The sequence below is a fragment of the Pseudomonas sp. H26/SER47-MNA-CIBAN-0231 genome (genome assembly GCF_040310465.1).
Classification (GTDB): Bacteria; Pseudomonadota; Gammaproteobacteria; order Pseudomonadales; family Pseudomonadaceae; genus Aquipseudomonas; species Aquipseudomonas atacamensis.
The window spans coordinates 93325-110350 of sequence record NZ_JBEOPW010000014.1 but is presented as its reverse complement, the minus strand read 5'-3'; the positions used below and the strand labels follow the sequence as shown (position 1 = coordinate 110350).

The following is a 17026-nucleotide window of genomic DNA, read 5'->3' as shown; positions in this document are numbered from 1 at the left end:
GGGCGTGAATCAGTTGCACACGGCTTGGTTGATCGGACGGTCGCTCATGCCGCAAAGGCGCTTGGCCTCGGTTTCCAGCCATTGCTGATTGGCGTCTACCACTTCCTTCAAAACTGCAGCCACCCACGCGGGCAAATCAGGATTCACCCGGTAGTACACCCATTGGCCTTGGCGACGATCCAAGAGCAAACCGGCAGAGCGCAGCAGCGCCAGATGACGAGAAATCTTCGGCTGACTCAGGTCGAGCGCTGCCGTCAGCTCGCATACACAGAGTTCACCTTGGCTCACGACAAGCAGGGAAATTTTGGCTCGGGTGTCGTCGGCCAAGCACTTGAACAAGGTGGTGGGGGTCATGGGTTCTGTCATACGTCCTCCAGAAGCTTCTGTCTTGACCAAAACGAAGTGCCTGATGCGCTTGCGGATGTCGTGACGCGTAATGGTGAAAGGCGGCGGCATGATTGCCGAGCAATGGATACGGATAAGCGAATATACGCATAGTCATATATCTGGTAAAGCGAATATAACAGCGGTTGAACCGTCGAGACTGATAGCGACGGACCGCGCGGATAGTGCCCGCGGTTTGTCTGATTCCAACTGATTGAAAATAGCCATTGACTTAGAGCGCGCTCAAACCTTTACGGTGATGACATGAATCCAAAACTGACAATTTCAAAGTTGGCCAAACGCCTTGATTTGAGCGCTCACACGATCCGCTATTACGAGCGCATCGGGCTGTTCGATCCGGTTGGGCGCGGTGGCAATGGCCACCGGGTGTACGCCGAGAAGGATGTGCTGTGGGCCGAGTTTCTGCTCCGGCTGAAGGCGACCGGAATGCCGATCCAGCAAATGCTGCGGTATGCCGAACTGCGCCGTTCAGGCGACTCGACCCTGGCAGAACGCCGCGAACTTCTCGAGCAGCATCGCCGGGACGTGCAAGCGCAGATCAGCCAGTTGAGCCAGTCCCTGGAGGTTCTGGATAACAAGATTCAGATCTATCACCAACTCGAGCAAAAGGAGCATCACCATGATCCGTAAACTTCCCGGTCTCAATCGTTTGCTGTCCGCCACACTTATTGGTGCAAGCGTGACCAGTGTCGCAGCGCCCGTGGAGATGACTGATCGTCGAGCGCGCGGAGAAGCCGCTCTGACGCAGATTACTGGCGGACCTGGTCAGGCAGTGGTTGATTCATTGAAGGATACTGCTCCAGAACTTGCGGACTGGATTTTGAGTTTTGCCTATGGCGATGTCTTTGCCCGCCCCGGCCTCGACCACTGCACTCGTGAGCTGGCAACCGTTGCGGCACTGACCGCACTGGGCAACGCACAGCCACAACTGAAAGTGCATATCGGCGGCGCCCTGAACGTCGGGTGCACACCGGAGGCGGTGGTCGATGTGATCTTGCAAATGACGGTATACGCAGGGTTTCCCAGTGCCCTGAACGGTATAACGGCTGCGCGTGAAGTCTTTGCTGCTCGCGGGATCAGTGTTAAATCTTGAGTGCGCTGGCCGCTGACCTTGCAACAGGACGGTGCAAGGCCAGATTTGATCGACCTGCCTTAACGCAAATCCTCGGCCTGCATCGTCAGAATAATCTTCCCGACATTCTGCGAAGACTCCATCCGCCGATGGGCATCGGCTGCGCGGGTTAGCGGGAAGGTGCTGTCCACCACCGGTTCCAGACTCGCAGCGCCGGCGAAGCGTTTCAGCCAGTGGTCGCGAAAGCGCTGGATCATCGCGTGCTTCTCCGGCTGGGTGCGTGACTTCATCACCGTGCCGATGATTTGCAGGTGCCGGTAGAGGATGTGCTCCAGCTCCACGTCGACCTTGCCGCCGCCGCCAAGAATGCCGACCTGCACCAAGCGGCCACCGTGGGCCAGCGAGGCGATGTTGCGGGCGAAGTAGGGCGCGCCAATGAAATCAATGATCACGTCGACCCCGCGACCTTGGGTTTTGTCGGCGATGACTGCGGCGAAATCCTCGTTTTTGTAGTCGATGGCCACGTCGGCGCCCAGGTTTTCGACGCGCGACAGCTTGCTGCCTTCGGTGGTCGCGTACACCGTGGCGCCTGTGGCGTAGGCCAGTTGCACGGCAGCGGAACCGACGCCACCGGCGGCGGCATGGATCAGCACTGAGTCGCCTGACTTGAGTCGGGCCAGGTGCAGCATCGCTTCGTGGGCGGTGACAAACACTTCGGGAATCGCCGCGGCGTGCACATAGTCGAGCTGCGCCGGAATCGGCATGGCCATGCGGTAGTCGATGCGCGCCAGTTCGGCGTAGGCGCCGCCGCCGACCACGCCCATCACCCGGTCGCCGACGGCGAATCCGCTGACCTCGCTGCCGGTCTCGAGCACTTCCCCGGCAATCTCCAGACCGATGATCAACGAGTCGCCGAAGTTCGCATGGCCGTAGCCGCCGGTTCGGTGAGTCAGGTCGGCACGGTTCACGCCGGCCGCATAGACACGCACCAGCAGGTCGGTCGCGCGCACTTCAGGGTTGGGCGCTTCGCCGAGTTGCAGCACTTCTGCCGGACCGAACGCTTTCAGGTTGATGGCTTTCATCTCAGCGTTGCTCCGTGTCGGCAAGGGTGGCATTGGCGATGGCCGAGGCGGTGATGGCGCCCGGAAAACCGACGTAAAAGGCCAAGTGAGTGATCGCCGCCGACAACTCTTCATGGCTCACACCATTGCTGACAGCGCGGCGCAGGTGCGCGGGCAACTCTTCGCAGTGGCCGCCGGCAATCAGCGCGGCGACAGTGATCAGGCTGCGCTCGCGGGGTGACAAGGCGGGGTCACTCCAGATCTGCGGGTACAGCGTTGAGTCCACGAATTGCGCTAGTTTCGGGGTGAAGGCGCGGGCGGCTTCGCGTGGGCTGCTGAAATCGATAGTCGACATGGAAATCCCCTTAAACCTGGCTGATGAATTTGTTGGTGAGATAGTGCTCGATGCCTTCGATGCCACCTTCAGAACCGTGGCCGCTTTCTTTCATGCCGCCGAAGGGCAGTTCGGTGGCGACGATGCGGTACTGGTTGATGCCGATCATTCCGGCTTCCAGGCCATCGGCGACGTCGATCGCGGTGCGCGCATTGGAAGTGAACGCGTAGGCCGAGAGGCCGTAGGGCAGGCGGTTGGCTTCTTGCAGGCCGTCGCTCAACTCATCGAAAGGCATCAGTATCGCGATGGGGCCAAAGGGTTCTTCGTGCATGATTCGCGCACTCATCGGCACATCGGCCAATACGGTGGGCTGAAAGAAGAAGCCTGCGCCCGGCAACGCTTCGCCACCGGCCAGCACCCGCGCGCCTTTCTCGACGGCGTCGGCGATCAGTTGCTCCATCTTCGCCAGTTGCCGTGGGTTGGCCAGAGGGCCGACCTGGGTTTGCGGATCCATGCCATCGCCGATTTTCAACGCCTGGGTGGCCGCGACGAAGTGCTCGACAAACTCGGCGTAGGCCTCACGCTGGATGAGAAAACGAGTCGAGGAAATGCACACTTGGCCGGTGCCGCGAAAGCGATTGGCGACGCCTTCCACAGCTGCCTTTTCGATGTCGGCGTCGGCAAACACCAGCACCGGGCCGTGGCCGCCCAGTTCCAGAGTGATCGGCTTGACGCCTTCGGCAGCGCGGGCCGAGAGCAGCCGACCGATCGGCACCGAACCGGTGAAGGTCACTTTGCGAATGATCGGTGAGGCAATCAAATGGCTGGACACTTGATCCGGCACACCGAACACCACTTGCAGCACGCCTTTGGGCAAGCCGGCATCGTCCAGCGCCCGGGCCAGGGCCAGCGCGGTGGAGGGGCTTTCCTCGCCAGGCTTGAGCACCACACTGCAACCGGCAGCCAGCGCTGCCGAGAGCTTGCGCGCCGGGGTGATGGCCGGGAAATTCCACGGTGTGAACGCTGCGACGGGGCCGATGGCTTGGCGTTTGACCAGTTGCAGTACACCCGGACGATTGGCCGGTACGACACGGCCGTCGATGCGTCGTGCGCTTTCGGCGAACCACTCGAAATATTCCGCCGCACGGGTCACTTCATCGAGGCTTTCGCGCAGTGGCTTGCCTTCTTCCAGCGTCATTTGCCCAGCGATGTGCGGGGCGCGTTCGAGGATCAGGTCGGCGGCGCGCTTGAGGATTTTTGCGCGCTGGTCCGGCACGGTCTGGCGCCATTGGTCGAAGCTCAGTCGGGCCACTTCGAGGGCGTGATCCAGGTCTTCGGCGGTGGCCAGTGGCACCTGGCCGATTTCCTCGCCGGTTGCCGGGTTGACCACGGCGGCGGTCGCGCGGTCCTGGGCGGTGAGCCATTGACCACCGATGAAGAGATAGAGCGGATCGTAAGGAGTGTTCATGGATGTCGCCTTCATGGTTGAGGATTCATTCGGCGCCTTGTACGCAGCGGTTCAGGCGTCCCGTGGAATCCAGTCTATGGAAGGCGCGCCGTTTGATTTAGCCGGCCACGAGGGAATCATTGTTGTCCCAGAAGGTAATATCGAGCCCAGGAGCGAGCGTGTAGCATCCGACGTTATCCGCAGTGAGTGGCAGGTCTACAGGACGATCAGGATGGACAAACTTTCAAACATGTCGGTGTACATCAAGGTAGTCGAGATGGGCAGTTTCACTGCCGTGGCCAACCATCTCGACTCCACCGTCGGTAACGTATCGCGTGCGGTCTCGGCGTTGGAAAACGTGCTCGACACTCGGCTGTTGCAGCGCTCGACCCGGCGTCTCTCGGTGACCGATGCGGGCCGGCGGTTTTATGAGCGCTGTGTGAAGATTCTCGCTGACCTGGAAAGCGCCGAAGCCGAGGCGAGCAATGCCGCCTTGCAACCACGAGGGACGTTACGGGTGCACTGCGTGCCCGGACTGGCCCGGCAACTGGTGACCGGCGCGGTGCTGGAATATCGCCAGGCGTTCCCCGAAGTGACCGTCGATTTGATGCTCTCCCAACGCATGCCCAATCTGCTTGAGGATCAGTTGGACGTGTCCATTCTGATCGCGCGAACGCTGCCGGATTCGGCGTATGTCAGCCAGAAGATCGGCGTCAGTCACTGCGTACTGGTGGCCTCTCCGCAATACCTGGCGCGGCATAGCGCCCCCGAAACGCCGGAGCAGCTTCGCGATCATCAATGCCTGCTGCTCGGTACCGTGGATTACGTGCGCGATGAATGGCAGCTCAAAAGCAAGGCGGGCGATGCGACGTTCATCCCGAGCGGGCCGAGTTTCAGCGTGAACGATATGGACGCAATGGCCGTGGCCATTCGCGAAGGGGCGGGGATTGGTCTGTTGGCAGGCTTCACGGCGATCGACGATTTGCGTACCGGCAGGCTGGTGCGGGTGCTGCCCGATTACCACACCTACGAGCGCAATGTTTACGCGGTCTACACGTCTCGCCAGTTTGTCGATGCGAAGATCACGCGATTCATCGATACCTTGAGAACCCGGGTCGGCGCGCAGTTGGCGAGCACTGCTCAGGCGCTTATCGATTGAAGCGGTAAAGGCATTTGCGTCTCAGCGAGCCAACTCTGAGACGCAATGGGTGTGCGAGGTATTGGCCTGATCAGCCGTTGCTGCAGCCGCTGCCCATGACCTCGTATTGCAGGATGTGCTGCTTGCCTTGGGAATCCTGATAAGTCATGTGCACCGGCACTACAGCGCAGACATCCGGCACGGGATCTTCCGAGATGATTTTGGCGACGTCGAGGTGACTGGCGTAGGTGTATTGCTCGACGGGTGGCGTGGTAGTCGATTCCTGAGCCATGACCACCGAGCTGAAGCCGAAGAGTGCGAGGACGAGCATTGAGACTTTCATGGAGGATGTTCCTTTGCTGAAGTTGAGTGTGTTGCTGGAACGAACTCTATGCGGCGGCTGGCGGGGGAAACAGGCGCGGATCGGGTAAAGACTGTTTACGGTTTGAACCACAATCGGCATGGGGTGAACGATCGCGCAGGGTTCAGCGCAAACAAAAAAGGCGCCGGTGAGGGCGCCTTTTGCTTATCTCGGTTTTTTACGGCTCGCCATGCAATCGGCAGCTACGAAAGCGCCGGGCTGATTTCGGCGGATTTCGCTGAGTAGCTTGCCACTTGCGCTGAAATCCACTTGCGGCTGTAAGCCAGCACATGGTCAGCAGTGGCGGTGGGGAAGTGGATGAAGCCATGCGGACACTCCGGCAGCACGTACATCTCCACCGGCGCCGCGTGTTGCCAGTGCTCAGCAATGAGCCGCGTGTCATCCAGCAGCGGATCGAGGTCGCCGGCAAACAGCAGCGCTGGTGGCAGTCCACTGAAATCGCCGTATAGCGGCGACAGCGGTGGCTGGCGTCGTTGTTCGTCGCTGATGTCCGGCGTGAGCAGGCGCAACGCTTCGACCATGCCGGGGCCGTCGAGCACCAGAGTATCGGCGGATGCGGTGCGCACGCTGGGTGTGCCGGTCAGGTCGTAGACGCCGTAATACAGCAGCGCGCCGCAGATCCGTTGCAGCCGTTGCGGCGAAGATTTGAGCGCGAGGAGGGTGGCGGCCGCCAGATGCCCGCCGGCCGATTCACCGACGACAACCACGGGCAGTCCGGCAAATTCGCCATCGTTCAAGATGCCGCGAGTGGCGCGCAGACAGTCGTCCAGCAAGCCCTCGATTGGCGTCGACACGGCCAGCCGATAATCAACCGACACCACCGCCACGTCGCAAGTATTGACGATGGCGATGTTGAAGTTGTCGTTCATCTGCGCATTGCCGATCACCCAGCCGCCACCATGGAAATCCAGCACCACGCCTCTGGCTTTGCCCTTGGGGCGGATGATGCGCACGGGCACCGTGTCGATGATCTTCCGTTCGGCGGTCAGCCCATGCTGGCGCAGCTTGCCGTCGCCGCCGAGCTGACCCGCCCGCAGCAACGCCTGAATCAGCCGTGGGGTGAGGCGATTGCGGATCTTGAAACGCGGCAGCCAGGCGAGCTTTTTGTTGAACGCGCGAACCTGTGCCAGCTCGCGCTCGCCTTGCGGCCATGGGAAGTCGCTCACAGACGATTCTTCATCAGGATCGAGCAGTTCAATGCTGCCGCGACGCATAGCCACGCCAGGTACGGGAACAGAATCAGCCCGGTGACCACGTCCAGTTGCAGGGCGAGCACGACCATCACGGCGACCACCACCCACAGCACCGCCAGAATCACCAGCGCCGCCAGCACCTGATGCGCGCCGAAGAACACCGGCGTCCACAGCGTGTTGAGGGCGATTTGCGCAGCCCACAAGGCCAGCACCGTTTGGCTGCCGGGGATCAGACTCAAGCGATAACCGGCCCAGGCCAGCAGCAGGTAGATGATCGTCCACGCTACGGGAAAGGCCCAGTTAGGCGGGGTGAAAGAGGGTTTGGTCAGCGATTCGTACCACGGGCCGGGTTTGAACATCACGCCAGTGGTTGCCGCCGCCGCGCAGGCCAAAAGGAAGATGAAAAAGGTCATTGCCGGTCCTTAGCTGTGATCAGCTGTTATGGAGAGTTAAGAAGAGGACGCTTCGCTGCGCAAAAAGTTTGTTCGCAAATGCAATTTGGCAGTCAGGTTGAACTATAAGCTGACCGCTGCGTCAGGATAAACACTGCCTTTTCCCACCGACGCGGACGACAACATGTACACCTATCACATCGAATACCGTTTCAACGGCGAGCCTCGTACTTATCTGCTCGAACTCAAGGAAGCGCAACTGGCCGAGCACGACGCGGCGATGCATCTGCTGGAACTGCATCTGGGCGATGCGGAAAACAGCCTGGTCATGCCCACGGCGGATTCGACGCCAGAGCAGATTCTCGAGCAGGCCGAGCGGGTAGGGATTACACATATCCGGGTGGTCAGCCGGACCAATTGACGCCCGCATGCGGCGCAGGCGTCAGCAGAATGTGCTCTGAATTCAGGCCATGCGCCGTAATACCAGCACCATCCCCGCACCCACGAGGCCCATGCAGGCGATCAGCACGGGAAAGGACATCCACCATGGGACGCCGGACGTCATCATGCTGAACTCCGACATGCCACCGATGCTGGCGATCAGGTTCAAGGGAAGGAATACGACGTTGATCAGCGTCAGCTTGCGCAGGGCCCGGTTCATGCTGTTGTTGGCAAGGTTGCCGTGGGATTCGATGAGGTTGGCGAACACCTTGGCGTGAATTCTGGCCTGCTGAAAGCTTTGTTCGTTTTCCACGATCAGATCGTTCAGCGCAGCCAGTTGACCGTCGCTGAAGCCCTGACGCTGACCGTGGTTGCGCAGCAGGGTCAGCACCGCTCCGTTACTTTGAATCGCATTGACGTAGTACACGAGGCTTTCGCTCAGGTTGTACATCTGCGCCAATTGCTGATTGTCCATCGCCCGGGTGAATTGCTGTTGAATCTCCCGGGCGATCTGTTTGACCACGCGCAAATGCCCAAGGTAGTGATGAACGCTTTCAGCGAGTAACGCCATCAGCACGTCCAGCGGCCCGGTCATTTGCGCATCGTGCTCAAGACCCGAGAGCAGCGAGTTGCTCGCACAAATGACCACCAAGCGTTTTTCGCTCAGCACCACTCCGAAGGACGAAACGTTGAATGCGCGCCCGTCGAAGCTTTCCGGGCGCTTCCAGATCATAAACAGGTGATCAGGTTTGACTTCGATGCGGGCCACTTCGTCAGGGTCCAGCGACGACTCTATCGCTTGTGGGCCAATGCCCAGGAGTCTGTGCAGATCCAGTTGCTCGGCTGCGTCCGGGGCGACACACAGCCAGACAGTCGCCTGTTCTCCAGATGTCCTGTGCAGGGCGCCGCAATCAATGCAATAGCCTTCAATCATTGCTCACCACGCTTGGCCACGGTGTTTGAGCTCGAGCCTTTGCGTGAACGCTTGCAGCACGCGCCGATAAAGTTCGTCGCCCAGCATCGCGTCTTCGATACCCGCATCGAGGTTGGGGTTGTCGTTCACTTCGATGACCAGGACCCGATCGCCCGCCTGCTTGAGGTCGACGCCGTAGAGGCCGTCGCCGATCAGTCGAGCCGTCTGTACGGCGAGCTGCACGACTGCCGGCGGAGCTTGCTCGACGGGCACCGCCTCGCACATCCCGTTGATCTCGCCGGGCAGCGCCTTGTGGTTGTAAATCTGCCAATGCCCCTTGGACATGAAGTATCTGCAGGCATACAGCGCCTCGCCATTGAGCACGCCGACGCGCCAGTCGTATTCGGTGTAGCAGTACTCCTGCGCGAGCAGCAGCACCGAGTGTTCGAATAACTCCTGTGCAGCAGTGGCCAGCGCTTGTGCATCGGCGACTTTGATCACCCCCCGTGAAAAACAGCCATCGGGGATTTTCAATACCAAGGGAAAACCGAGGCGACGCCCTGCGTTTTCGAGTTCCTGCGGACGATCCTTGTAGAGTATTTCCGTTGCCGGCATGCCCAGCCCGCGACGCTTGAGCAGGTCGGCCAGATAGACCTTGTTGGTGCAGCGCAGGATCGACGACGGATCGTCAATCACCACAAGGCCTTCGCTTTCAGCCTTCTTGGCGAATCGATAGGTGTGATCATCCACTCGCGTTGTTTCGCGAATGAACAGCGCGTCGAATTCAGCAAGACGCGCGTAGTCCTTTTTCTCGATCAGTTCGACATCGATACCGAGCTGTTCGCCTGCCGCGATGAAGCGCTGCAATGCCTCGGGGTTAGACGGCGGCAGGGCTTCGTCAGGATCATGCAGGATGGCCAGGTCGTAGCGGGCCACGCGTTTGGAAGCGGGCTGACGCCACGTTCTGCGATTGAAGGCATCCAGTGCGTCAGCGAAGACATGCTGCTGTTCGTCGCGAAGCTTGTGCAGCGCTCCGGCTTTGATGCCTGCGATCTGCCAGCTCTCACCACGGCGGAATTCCACCAGCAGGATAGGGCAGGGGAACGCCTCGAACAGTTGACGGCCGATCTCTTGCAGCGGCTCGATCGAGGCCTTGCCGAAGTACAGCGACAGCGTGAACGCTTCGGTTTCGCCGTATGGATGATTGGCCAGCGCCCGCTCCAGGGTGCGTTGCAGATCATTCAGCCCGACCCCGTAAAGCGCTTTGCGCGCCAGCTCGCTGACGGTGCGCACCGAGGGAAAAACCTTGTGCCCGCGCGCCTCGGCGAGCAATGAGCAGTAATAGCCCTGACCGAGGTATTTGTAATTGCGGCAGAGGTTGATGACCTGGGTGCGATGAGGAAAATCATCGCTGTGTTCAAGGTAATCCTGAGCGAGCATCAGGCTCTCGCTGGGCAAGTAATCAGCCCAGTCATCCTTGCGTTCGACCAGTATGAGCAATCGACTTCCCGAGGGCTTGATACTGGGAGGTTCCTCGCTGAGGGAGATTGTCGAATGCTCGGTTTTGTCTAATACTTCGTTCACGTTGGCTTGCACCGCTGACATGAGTAATGAATCCCTGTTGAAGAAGACGCCGCTTCAATAAATCACGGGCCTTTCGGTCTGTCCCGGTTCGTTACTCAAACTTTACGGTGCGGTCATGTCTTTTGATTTTCGCTTTGCATCCACTGACGATATCGACGATCTGGTCGAATTGGAGCGGGTGTGTTTTACCCTCGACCGGTTGAATCAGCGCAACTTCAGCTGGATGCTCAGTCGAGCCAATGCCGCGTTGATTGTCGTCACCTCGGGCGCAATCCTCTGCGGTTATGCACTGGTGCTTTTTCACCGTGGCACCTCACTTGGACGCCTGTATTCGATTGCCGTCAGCCCCGCGTGGCGCGGACATGAGCTTGGCCAGCGTCTGCTGGATCAGGCCCAGGCCTGCGCATTGGCGCGCAACTGCGCATGGCTGCGCCTGGAGGTGCGCGCTGACAACAGCGCTGCCATTCGCCTCTACGAAGCCAACGGCTATCAGCGCTTTGCCAGTGTCGAGGACTACTACGAGGATCACTGCGAGGCGTTGCGCTACGAGAAACGCATCCTGCGCGAAACACCAGCGCCCGCGCGCCAAGTGCCGTATTACCAGCAGACCACCGAGTTCACCTGCGGCGCTGCGTGCCTGCTGATGGCCATGTCTGCCATCGATCCGACCCGTGCCATGGCCCGAGCGGAGGAAATCCAGCTGTGGCGCGAGGCAACCACCATTTTCATGACGGCGGGGCACGGTGGCTGCAGTCCTCAGGGTCTGGCATTGGCGGCCTGGCGGCGCGGTTTCGATGTGCGCCTTGAGGTCAGTCACGCGGGCTCGCTTTTTCTTCACGGCGTACGCAGCACGGAGAAGAAGTCGATCATGAAACTGGTCGAGGACGGCTTTGCCCAAGACCTGGCTGCCACGCAAGTCGATCAGGTGCTGGGTGAATATCTGCAGATCGGCGAGGCGTTGGCGACCGGATACAAACCGCTGGTGCTGATCAGCAGCTACCGATTCACCCGCTTGAAAGCGCCGCATTGGGTCATCATCACCGGGTGCGACGAGGACTTCGTCTACCTGCACGATCCTGATGTCGACCACAGCAAACTCAAGCGCGGCCTGGACTGCCAGCACTTGCCGGTCAGTCACCAGGAGTTTCTGCGCATGACGGTGTTTGGCGTCCAGCGGGTTCGCGCAGCCGTGATGCTGCGCTCCCGTTGAGGAGGGGTGGCTAGGCGCCGAGCACTTCCTCGCCGATACAGCAGCGATCCCTGCCTTTCTGCTTCGCGGCATAAAGCATTTTGTCAGCCGACTCGATAAGAGTGGCGGGGCTCACATCATGTTCGGCCGGTTTGCCAACCGCAATACCTGCACTGGCGGTGACGTGACCCAGCGGATGGGCTCTGTGCTCCATCCGCAAGGATCGAATGGCCTCAAGAATTTCCTCAGCCACAAGCGCCGCCCCGCGAATATCCGTGTTGGGCAGCAACACGGAAAACTCCTCGCCGCCATAGCGCACGGCGAGATCACCCGGCCGTTTTACTGCTTGCGCAATCGCCTGGCCGACGGCGCTCAGGCAATCGTCACCCGCCGCGTGCCCATAGCTGTCGTTGTAGAGTTTGAAGTGATCGACATCGATCATGATCAATGAGATCGACGAACCCTGGCGTCTGGCCAGACGAATTTCGTCAATCAAGGCAGTGTCCAGCCGCCGACGGTTGGCCAGTCCGGTCAGGCTGTCGGTCAAGGCCATGTCCTTCATGGCCTGATGTGCCCGGCGCAGATCCTTTTCCATCACCATCCGTTGGCGCAGTTGCCTCAACACAATCAACCCGAAGACCGTGAACGCGGTGATTACCGACATCAACACAAAACCGGTTTTGATCAGGTCCCAGCGCCACGGCGCGATGATCGATTCGCGGGAAAGGCCGGTTTCGACCACCAGCGGGTAGGTGCTCAAAGCTCTGTAACCGTACAGACGCTGGGTGCCGTCGACGACGGCTCGGACCTCGGCGATCCCTTGATTGGAAAACGGCAGGTAGTTCTTGAACACCTCACTGTCGGCGAGGCTCTGACCGATGACCGAAGCGATGAAGGGACGACGCACGAGGATGGTGCCGTTGCGCAGCGCCAGCACCAGTGCACCCTTGTCGTCGATCTTGAAATCGCCGTAATAGTCGACAAAGTAACTGACCTTGATCGTCCCCAGCAGCACGCCGGCGAAGGAGCCGTCCGGGTTATTCAAGCGGCGGGAAATCGGGATGATCAGGTCGTCGGTGGATTTGCTCTTGACGACATCACCGATACGCACGTTTCGATCGGTGTTGGCGCGGTGATACTGGAAGTAGTCGCGGTCGGCGTTGTTCGCCGGGTCCGGGATCATTTCCTTGTCGGTGACGATCCATTTGCCGTCCGGGCCGTAGATAAACAGTCCATGCAACTGCGGCATCAATTTGGCCTGCTGCACCAGCAAGTTGTGGATGCGCGCTACGTCGATGTTTTGCAAGCCATCACCTTCGACGCGCTCGCCCAGGGCGGCGGTCAACACATCGACCTGGCGGATGGCGTCTTCGGCATGTTGCGCAGTTGCCCGCGCGAGGTTGGTGACCGAATCACGCGCCGACGAGAAGGCTGCATGATAGTCACGCCAGGTTCGCCATCCCTCCACGCCGAGAAACGCCAGAATGACCGTCAGCATGAAGATGACTGTCAGGCGGAAAGCGGCTATCTCGCTGGCAGCTTTGATGGGAGCGGTTTCTGCGGCGTCATGCCCCTTGGTTTTGGGCATCTTACGACCGAGCATTTGAGGGTCCTTATGCTTGTCATCTCTCATCTCTTGAAAGATGACCATCCTTTTCCACCTGGAATTCAATTTACTGCCTTGGCCAGGCTGTCGCGATTGGATCGTTCCAAGCCGTGCCGGGTCAACATCTGTAATTGAAGCGCGCCTTGAGGTGAGACTTGTGAGCGAAATCATCACCGCCGGTGACTTGAACATCGACCTGCACAATGCCAGCGAAACCGGCCTGTTCAAATGGCTGCTGGCGAGTTTTCTGATGGGCAAGAGGATTCAGGGCGCCATCGCCGCCAAGGCGTATCAGGTCATAGTAGAGCAGCATCACAACGACACCCCGCTAAAGCTCGCGCAGTGCACACACCGTCAATTGGTGTCGATGCTGGGGCAGGCGCGTTACGTTCGTTACGATGAAAGCACGGCGTCGCGACTGCTCGCGCTGGCCAACAAGCTCAACAGCGAGTACGCCGGTAAGGTGAGTAACATCGTGGCGGCGAGCGCGGATCGTAAGGCGCTGGAGAAGCGCCTGTCCGAGTTCGAGGGGATAGGGCCGAAGACCGTTGAGATCTTCATGAGGGAAGCGGCTGCGGTGCTGTTTTGAACGCCCGATAGCAAACCAAGGTTCACATCGCAAAGAAGGTTCCCGCCAGTTCGCTCATCAGGATCAGCGTTCCGCCGGCGAATATCGCACAGCCCAGCAGAAACTGGAGTCCCGGGGCGACACCCAGGCTTGAGGGGAAACTCAGGTTTTTATAAGTTCTCATGTCGCGCTCCTGTTACCGATGAAAACTTTCCGCCCCGTCGATGGAACGGTTGCGCTGCGCCAATACGCGCTTGGCGACCACCGGCATCGTGGGCAAGGCGTCGTCGACGGCTGGATGTGCGTCCGCTGGCGGAACGGCAGTCTCCTCAGCGAAATTATTCGGCAGCAGGGTGCCCAGGCCAAATACATTCACCGCCATGCTGACTTTCAATCCCCGACAGGCCTGTTTGCAGTCCAGCTCAAAACCGGCGTATGCGTGCTCCATCAAACGTTGAAAATGTTCAGAGGTCAGTGCCGAGACTTTGCTGTTTTTCATGTTGATCACCTTGAGCAAGTGGCGACCCCGATCCGGGGCCGCCGGACGGGGTTCAGACATCTTTGCCTTGCACGTAACCGGAGCCCAGATCAGCACCGGTCACCGGTTCGCTGAGTGGGTCAGACGCCGTGCGGATCTTCATCGCCTCCAGCACCTGTTGGTCTTCAGTCGGCAGGGTGACGGTCGCCAGACCATCGCCGCCGTCCACCGCAGGTTGTGGGTTTTCCACGTACTCCCACGCGCCGCCCTCGTTCCACGGACCACGAACGTTGGGCTCGCCAGACATGTTGAAGTACTTGTTGGTGAACTCTGGCATGCCCGGCAGTTTGCCCTGCGGGAAGTTCGGCTGGATCGAATGCAGGGCTTTTTCGAAGGACTGTTGATGGGCGATTTCCCGCGTCATCAAAAAGCCCAGCGCCTCTTTGACGCCCGGATCATCGGTGATGTTGATCAAGCGTTCGTAGAGAATTTTCGCCCGCGCTTCGGCTGCGATGTTCGAACGGAAGTCGGCGGTCGGCTCGGTGATCGAGTCAACGTAGGCCGCCGTCCACGGTACGCCAGCGGAATTGACCAGAGGCGCGCCGGCGCCATAGAGCAGGCTGGTGATGTGCGAGTCATTGCCGGCGCCATTAAGCGCGCGGTACAGCTCGCCTTCCTCCTGAACGCCTTCGGCGAGTTGCCCTTTGGCGCCTTTGTTGAGCATGACGATGATCGAGCCGACCACCTCCAGGTGGCTCAACTCTTCGGTAGCGATGTCCAGCAGAAGGTCTTTGCGCCCCGGATCTTCCTCGGCCAAGGCTTGGGTGAAATAGCGCGCTGCTGCGGCCAGTTCGCCATTGGCGCCCCCGAATTGTTCCAACAGCAGATTGGCCAGACCCGGGTTGGGCTCGGCCACGCGAACGGTGTACTGAAGTCGCTTGTTATGTATGAACATTCAAATTTTCCTCAGACCAGGCTATCGCGCCTTGCCCTTGTGGGCGTTGGCGCATGCATAGTTTGTGAGGAGGGCGCGCAGCAGAAATTTCGTTTTTTGCCGAGTGGCAGGACGGGCGGCAGAGCGCGGAAAGTTCCGCAAACAGGACGGTTGGCTTAGGCACGTTCCTCGACCAATGTGGGAGCGAGCCTGCTCGCGAATGCGGTACGTCAGTCACCGATTTGGCGGCTGATCCAGTGCTTTCGCGAGCAGGCTCGCTCCCACCTTGGTTCGTTTGCAATCAAGCGATTTTAAGCGCCCTCAGCACAGGCAGCGTTTGCTCGGCAAACACCTGCGCCTGTGCGGTCAGTGCGGCGATATTGGCTTCGGCAGTGAGCAGCGGCTGGCCATTGTCGACCAGCACTTCACCTTGTTCGCTGATCACCCCCCACGCCAGTTGCGCCCATTCGGCCGGCTGCTGTTTGCCTTGCTTGATCGAGATCAGGAACAACTGCTGGAAGCGGCTGACCGTCACGCCACCACCGGTGACCGGGCTGGCAAGGGTCTGGATGTTGGCGCCGTACAGCGAGCGTTTGCACAGTTGCAGATTGAGCGCGGCGCAGCGACCGCTGACCTGCGACTCGGCGGCCTCGCTCTGGCACGGAGCGACAGCGCCCATACCGATCAGCACGGCCAGGGCTTGTTCGAGGTCGTCGTAAGCCAGCGCAGCCTCGGACAACAATTGGCGCATCGATTTGGCCGCATAGTTCTGTACCGCCAAGGCATCGAGCACCGGGCCGTAGATTTCCGCTTGCAGGGTCGCTTCGCCGGCAGGACCGGTGACCGAGCCTGCGACAGTTTCCCAGGGTTGCAGCAACGCGAAACGGCTGTGCAGCATCCTTGCGCGGCGTTCGGCAGCGGACAGGCGCGTCGCGCCACGCACGTACAGGTCGCGGCGGAAGTGCTGGTTGACGAAGTAGTCCCGCGCTTGCTCGCGCATGATCGGGTGTTCGATGGTTTCCAGAAAGTCCATGCCTTCGGCGCTCAGGTTGAGCGGGTCGATTGAGTCCAGCGGCACTGCCGTGGTGGCGTAGTCGAGTTTGGCCGGGGCCAGCGCGTCGACCATGTCGGCGAAGTACATGCAGTTCCAGTCACGGTTGAAATATTCGTGGGCGACGTAGTGACGATCCTGGCCCTTGATGCTCTGCAGCCGCGCGCCGAGGCTCGGTGCCGCAGCGGCATACTTCGGATTGGCCGCGAGCAACGCTTCGGAAAACTCCAGTGCGGCGTCAATACGCTCATCGGAGCGCGCCGAGGCGTTGGCGAAACGGTCATGCAGGCTGAACAGATTGCGCAGCGGCGCCGACGGCGACCAGCCGGGGAAGCAGTTGTAGCTGACGTAAAGCATGCCGCCCGGTTTCAGGTGACGGCGGGCGAATTCGACGATCAGTTTCTGATTGTCGCGGCTGACCCAGGTCCAGATGCCATGCAGGCTGATGCTGTCGAACTGCGGCAGATCGTTGCGCGCCAGCAGCTGTTCGAAGCTGTCGTCATATAGACGCGCGCCATTGTTGGCGGCAGTCGCGAGGTCGATGGCATGGGCCGCCATACCCGGATGAAAGTCCGTACCGACAAACGAACCCGGGTTGGCGGTGGCGTGGATGTTGATCGACACGCCCTGACCGAAACCCAGTTCGCAGTGCACGCCGTCGCTGCTTTCCAGCGTGGCAAAGCCGCGCAGCAACAGGCAGTAACGCAGGAACACCGGATTGATCTCCCGGCTATAGCTGTAGGTGTAGCCTTCGTCGGTGAAATAACCTTCGTTCCAGGCGTTGCTCATGGGTACAGCCTCTTGTTCTTGAAAGTGATGGCAGTCTTATAAGGGGTTG

The 17026-nt window shown here is 60.0% G+C and carries 20 protein-coding genes; 6 read left to right on the top strand and 14 right to left on the bottom strand.

The genetic code is table 11. The features are described from left to right. Nucleotides 1-9: 9 nt before the first annotated feature. Entirely contained in the window at nucleotides 10-366 is a 357-nt protein-coding gene (locus tag AAEZ10_RS20055; protein ID WP_122610110.1) for a metalloregulator ArsR/SmtB family transcription factor, read from the bottom strand. 282 nt (nucleotides 367-648) lie between these two features. On the opposite strand from AAEZ10_RS20055, the gene AAEZ10_RS20050 reads away from it, so the two are divergent. Continuing rightward, nucleotides 649-1035: a MerR family transcriptional regulator gene (locus AAEZ10_RS20050; protein ID WP_350570671.1), complete on the top strand. Its 387-nt coding sequence runs from the start codon at nucleotides 649-651 to the stop codon at nucleotides 1033-1035. A gap of 70 nt (nucleotides 1036-1105) precedes the next feature. Next, entirely contained in the window at nucleotides 1106-1498 is a 393-nt protein-coding gene (locus AAEZ10_RS20045; protein WP_016774346.1) for a carboxymuconolactone decarboxylase family protein, read from the top strand. Between the two features lie 59 nt (nucleotides 1499-1557). Here AAEZ10_RS20045 and AAEZ10_RS20040 read toward each other — a convergent pair whose 3' ends face one another. The 3 genes from AAEZ10_RS20040 to AAEZ10_RS20030 are packed head-to-tail and all read right to left on the bottom strand — an operon-like array spanning nucleotide 1558 to nucleotide 4340. Next, entirely contained in the window at nucleotides 1558-2559 is a 1002-nt protein-coding gene (locus tag AAEZ10_RS20040; RefSeq protein ID WP_350570669.1) for an NAD(P)H-quinone oxidoreductase, read from the bottom strand. A 1-nt stretch (nucleotide 2560) separates the two neighbouring features. Beyond that, nucleotides 2561-2893: a carboxymuconolactone decarboxylase family protein gene (locus AAEZ10_RS20035; RefSeq protein ID WP_110599182.1), complete on the bottom strand. Its 333-nt coding sequence runs from the start codon at nucleotides 2891-2893 to the stop codon at nucleotides 2561-2563. Nucleotides 2894-2903: 10 nt separating this feature from the next. Further along, nucleotides 2904-4340 carry an NAD-dependent succinate-semialdehyde dehydrogenase gene (locus AAEZ10_RS20030; protein WP_350570667.1) on the bottom strand — a complete coding sequence of 479 codons (1437 nt, stop codon included), beginning with the start codon at nucleotides 4338-4340 and terminating at the stop codon, nucleotides 2904-2906. A 211-nt stretch (nucleotides 4341-4551) separates the two neighbouring features. Here AAEZ10_RS20030 and AAEZ10_RS20025 point away from each other — a divergent pair, with 211 nt between their 5' ends. Continuing rightward, nucleotides 4552-5478, top strand: coding sequence for a LysR family transcriptional regulator (locus AAEZ10_RS20025; protein ID WP_350570665.1), 927 nt, complete (start codon nucleotides 4552-4554; stop codon nucleotides 5476-5478). A gap of 70 nt (nucleotides 5479-5548) precedes the next feature. Here AAEZ10_RS20025 and AAEZ10_RS20020 read toward each other — a convergent pair whose 3' ends face one another. The 3 genes from AAEZ10_RS20020 to tspO form a co-directional block, all read right to left on the bottom strand. Then, nucleotides 5549-5800, bottom strand: a complete 252-nt coding sequence (locus AAEZ10_RS20020; protein ID WP_016774351.1) for a DUF2790 domain-containing protein — start codon at nucleotides 5798-5800, stop codon at nucleotides 5549-5551. 221 nt (nucleotides 5801-6021) lie between these two features. After that, complete coding sequence (locus tag AAEZ10_RS20015; RefSeq protein WP_502947698.1) at nucleotides 6022-7053, bottom strand: alpha/beta hydrolase fold domain-containing protein; 1032 nt, start codon at nucleotides 7051-7053, stop codon at nucleotides 6022-6024. Continuing rightward, nucleotides 7002-7445, bottom strand: coding sequence for a tryptophan-rich sensory protein TspO (tspO, locus tag AAEZ10_RS20010; protein WP_041480509.1), 444 nt, complete (start codon nucleotides 7443-7445; stop codon nucleotides 7002-7004). Before tspO ends, AAEZ10_RS20015 begins: the two co-directional genes overlap by 52 nt. Nucleotides 7446-7608: 163 nt before the next feature. On the opposite strand from tspO, the gene AAEZ10_RS20005 reads away from it, so the two are divergent. Beyond that, on the top strand, nucleotides 7609-7845 hold the full coding sequence (locus AAEZ10_RS20005) for a DUF6555 family protein (protein ID WP_016774354.1): 237 nt from the start codon (nucleotides 7609-7611) through the stop codon (nucleotides 7843-7845). Between the two features lie 42 nt (nucleotides 7846-7887). Here AAEZ10_RS20005 and AAEZ10_RS20000 read toward each other — a convergent pair whose 3' ends face one another. After that, the gene (locus AAEZ10_RS20000; RefSeq protein WP_122750705.1) at nucleotides 7888-8799 is read right to left on the bottom strand and encodes a magnesium transporter CorA family protein; all 912 of its coding nucleotides are present in this window, start codon (nucleotides 8797-8799) and stop codon (nucleotides 7888-7890) included. Nucleotides 8800-8802: 3 nt separating this feature from the next. Next, nucleotides 8803-10383 (bottom strand): RimK family ATP-grasp domain-containing protein, encoded by a 1581-nt coding sequence (locus AAEZ10_RS19995; RefSeq protein ID WP_350570661.1) that lies wholly within the window; start codon nucleotides 10381-10383, stop codon nucleotides 8803-8805. A gap of 94 nt (nucleotides 10384-10477) precedes the next feature. On the opposite strand from AAEZ10_RS19995, the gene AAEZ10_RS19990 reads away from it, so the two are divergent. Next, complete coding sequence (locus tag AAEZ10_RS19990; RefSeq protein ID WP_350570659.1) at nucleotides 10478-11572, top strand: GNAT family N-acetyltransferase/peptidase C39 family protein; 1095 nt, start codon at nucleotides 10478-10480, stop codon at nucleotides 11570-11572. A 10-nt stretch (nucleotides 11573-11582) separates the two neighbouring features. On the opposite strand, the gene AAEZ10_RS19985 is transcribed toward AAEZ10_RS19990, so the two are convergent. Then, nucleotides 11583-13154 (bottom strand): sensor domain-containing diguanylate cyclase, encoded by a 1572-nt coding sequence (locus AAEZ10_RS19985; protein WP_350570657.1) that lies wholly within the window; start codon nucleotides 13152-13154, stop codon nucleotides 11583-11585. A gap of 160 nt (nucleotides 13155-13314) precedes the next feature. Here AAEZ10_RS19985 and AAEZ10_RS19980 point away from each other — a divergent pair, with 160 nt between their 5' ends. Then, nucleotides 13315-13746, top strand: a complete 432-nt coding sequence (locus tag AAEZ10_RS19980; protein ID WP_122746482.1) for an HhH-GDP family DNA glycosylase — start codon at nucleotides 13315-13317, stop codon at nucleotides 13744-13746. A 22-nt stretch (nucleotides 13747-13768) separates the two neighbouring features. On the opposite strand, the gene AAEZ10_RS19975 is transcribed toward AAEZ10_RS19980, so the two are convergent. From AAEZ10_RS19975 to AAEZ10_RS19960, 4 genes are all read right to left on the bottom strand, one after another. Continuing rightward, nucleotides 13769-13909: a hypothetical protein gene (locus AAEZ10_RS19975; protein WP_163012312.1), complete on the bottom strand. Its 141-nt coding sequence runs from the start codon at nucleotides 13907-13909 to the stop codon at nucleotides 13769-13771. Nucleotides 13910-13921: 12 nt separating this feature from the next. Next, nucleotides 13922-14284 (bottom strand): hypothetical protein, encoded by a 363-nt coding sequence (locus AAEZ10_RS19970; protein WP_073475017.1) that lies wholly within the window; start codon nucleotides 14282-14284, stop codon nucleotides 13922-13924. After that, on the bottom strand, nucleotides 14277-15158 hold the full coding sequence (locus AAEZ10_RS19965) for a manganese catalase family protein (protein ID WP_350570654.1): 882 nt from the start codon (nucleotides 15156-15158) through the stop codon (nucleotides 14277-14279). The genes AAEZ10_RS19970 and AAEZ10_RS19965 overlap by 8 nt, the downstream gene beginning before the upstream one ends. 280 nt (nucleotides 15159-15438) lie before the next feature. Continuing rightward, on the bottom strand, nucleotides 15439-16977 hold the full coding sequence (locus AAEZ10_RS19960; RefSeq protein WP_350570652.1) for a methyltransferase regulatory domain-containing protein: 1539 nt from the start codon (nucleotides 16975-16977) through the stop codon (nucleotides 15439-15441). Between the last annotated feature and the right edge of the window lie 49 nt (nucleotides 16978-17026).

Excerpts from the sequence above, each read along its gene's own strand:
- AAEZ10_RS20055 (WP_122610110.1), bottom strand. The coding sequence starts at position 366 with ATGACAGAACCCATGACCCCCACCACCTTGTTCAAGTGCTTGGCCGAC.
- AAEZ10_RS20050 (WP_350570671.1), top strand. The coding sequence starts at position 649 with ATGAATCCAAAACTGACAATTTCAAAGTTGGCCAAACGCCTTGATTTG.
- AAEZ10_RS20040 (WP_350570669.1), bottom strand. The coding sequence starts at position 2,559 with ATGAAAGCCATCAACCTGAAAGCGTTCGGTCCGGCAGAAGTGCTGCAA.
- AAEZ10_RS20035 (WP_110599182.1), bottom strand. The coding sequence starts at position 2,893 with ATGTCGACTATCGATTTCAGCAGCCCACGCGAAGCCGCCCGCGCCTTC.
- AAEZ10_RS20030 (WP_350570667.1), bottom strand. The coding sequence starts at position 4,340 with ATGAACACTCCTTACGATCCGCTCTATCTCTTCATCGGTGGTCAATGG.
- AAEZ10_RS20025 (WP_350570665.1), top strand. The coding sequence starts at position 4,552 with ATGGACAAACTTTCAAACATGTCGGTGTACATCAAGGTAGTCGAGATG.
- AAEZ10_RS20020 (WP_016774351.1), bottom strand. The coding sequence starts at position 5,800 with ATGAAAGTCTCAATGCTCGTCCTCGCACTCTTCGGCTTCAGCTCGGTG.
- AAEZ10_RS20015 (WP_502947698.1), bottom strand. The coding sequence starts at position 7,053 with ATGCGTCGCGGCAGCATTGAACTGCTCGATCCTGATGAAGAATCGTCT.
- tspO (WP_041480509.1), bottom strand. The coding sequence starts at position 7,445 with ATGACCTTTTTCATCTTCCTTTTGGCCTGCGCGGCGGCGGCAACCACT.
- AAEZ10_RS20005 (WP_016774354.1), top strand. The coding sequence starts at position 7,609 with ATGTACACCTATCACATCGAATACCGTTTCAACGGCGAGCCTCGTACT.
- AAEZ10_RS20000 (WP_122750705.1), bottom strand. The coding sequence starts at position 8,799 with ATGATTGAAGGCTATTGCATTGATTGCGGCGCCCTGCACAGGACATCT.
- AAEZ10_RS19995 (WP_350570661.1), bottom strand. The coding sequence starts at position 10,383 with ATGTCAGCGGTGCAAGCCAACGTGAACGAAGTATTAGACAAAACCGAG.
- AAEZ10_RS19990 (WP_350570659.1), top strand. The coding sequence starts at position 10,478 with ATGTCTTTTGATTTTCGCTTTGCATCCACTGACGATATCGACGATCTG.
- AAEZ10_RS19985 (WP_350570657.1), bottom strand. The coding sequence starts at position 13,154 with ATGCTCGGTCGTAAGATGCCCAAAACCAAGGGGCATGACGCCGCAGAA.
- AAEZ10_RS19975 (WP_163012312.1), bottom strand. The coding sequence starts at position 13,909 with ATGAGAACTTATAAAAACCTGAGTTTCCCCTCAAGCCTGGGTGTCGCC.
- AAEZ10_RS19970 (WP_073475017.1), bottom strand. The coding sequence starts at position 14,284 with ATGTCTGAACCCCGTCCGGCGGCCCCGGATCGGGGTCGCCACTTGCTC.
- AAEZ10_RS19965 (WP_350570654.1), bottom strand. The coding sequence starts at position 15,158 with ATGTTCATACATAACAAGCGACTTCAGTACACCGTTCGCGTGGCCGAG.
- AAEZ10_RS19960 (WP_350570652.1), bottom strand. The coding sequence starts at position 16,977 with ATGAGCAACGCCTGGAACGAAGGTTATTTCACCGACGAAGGCTACACC.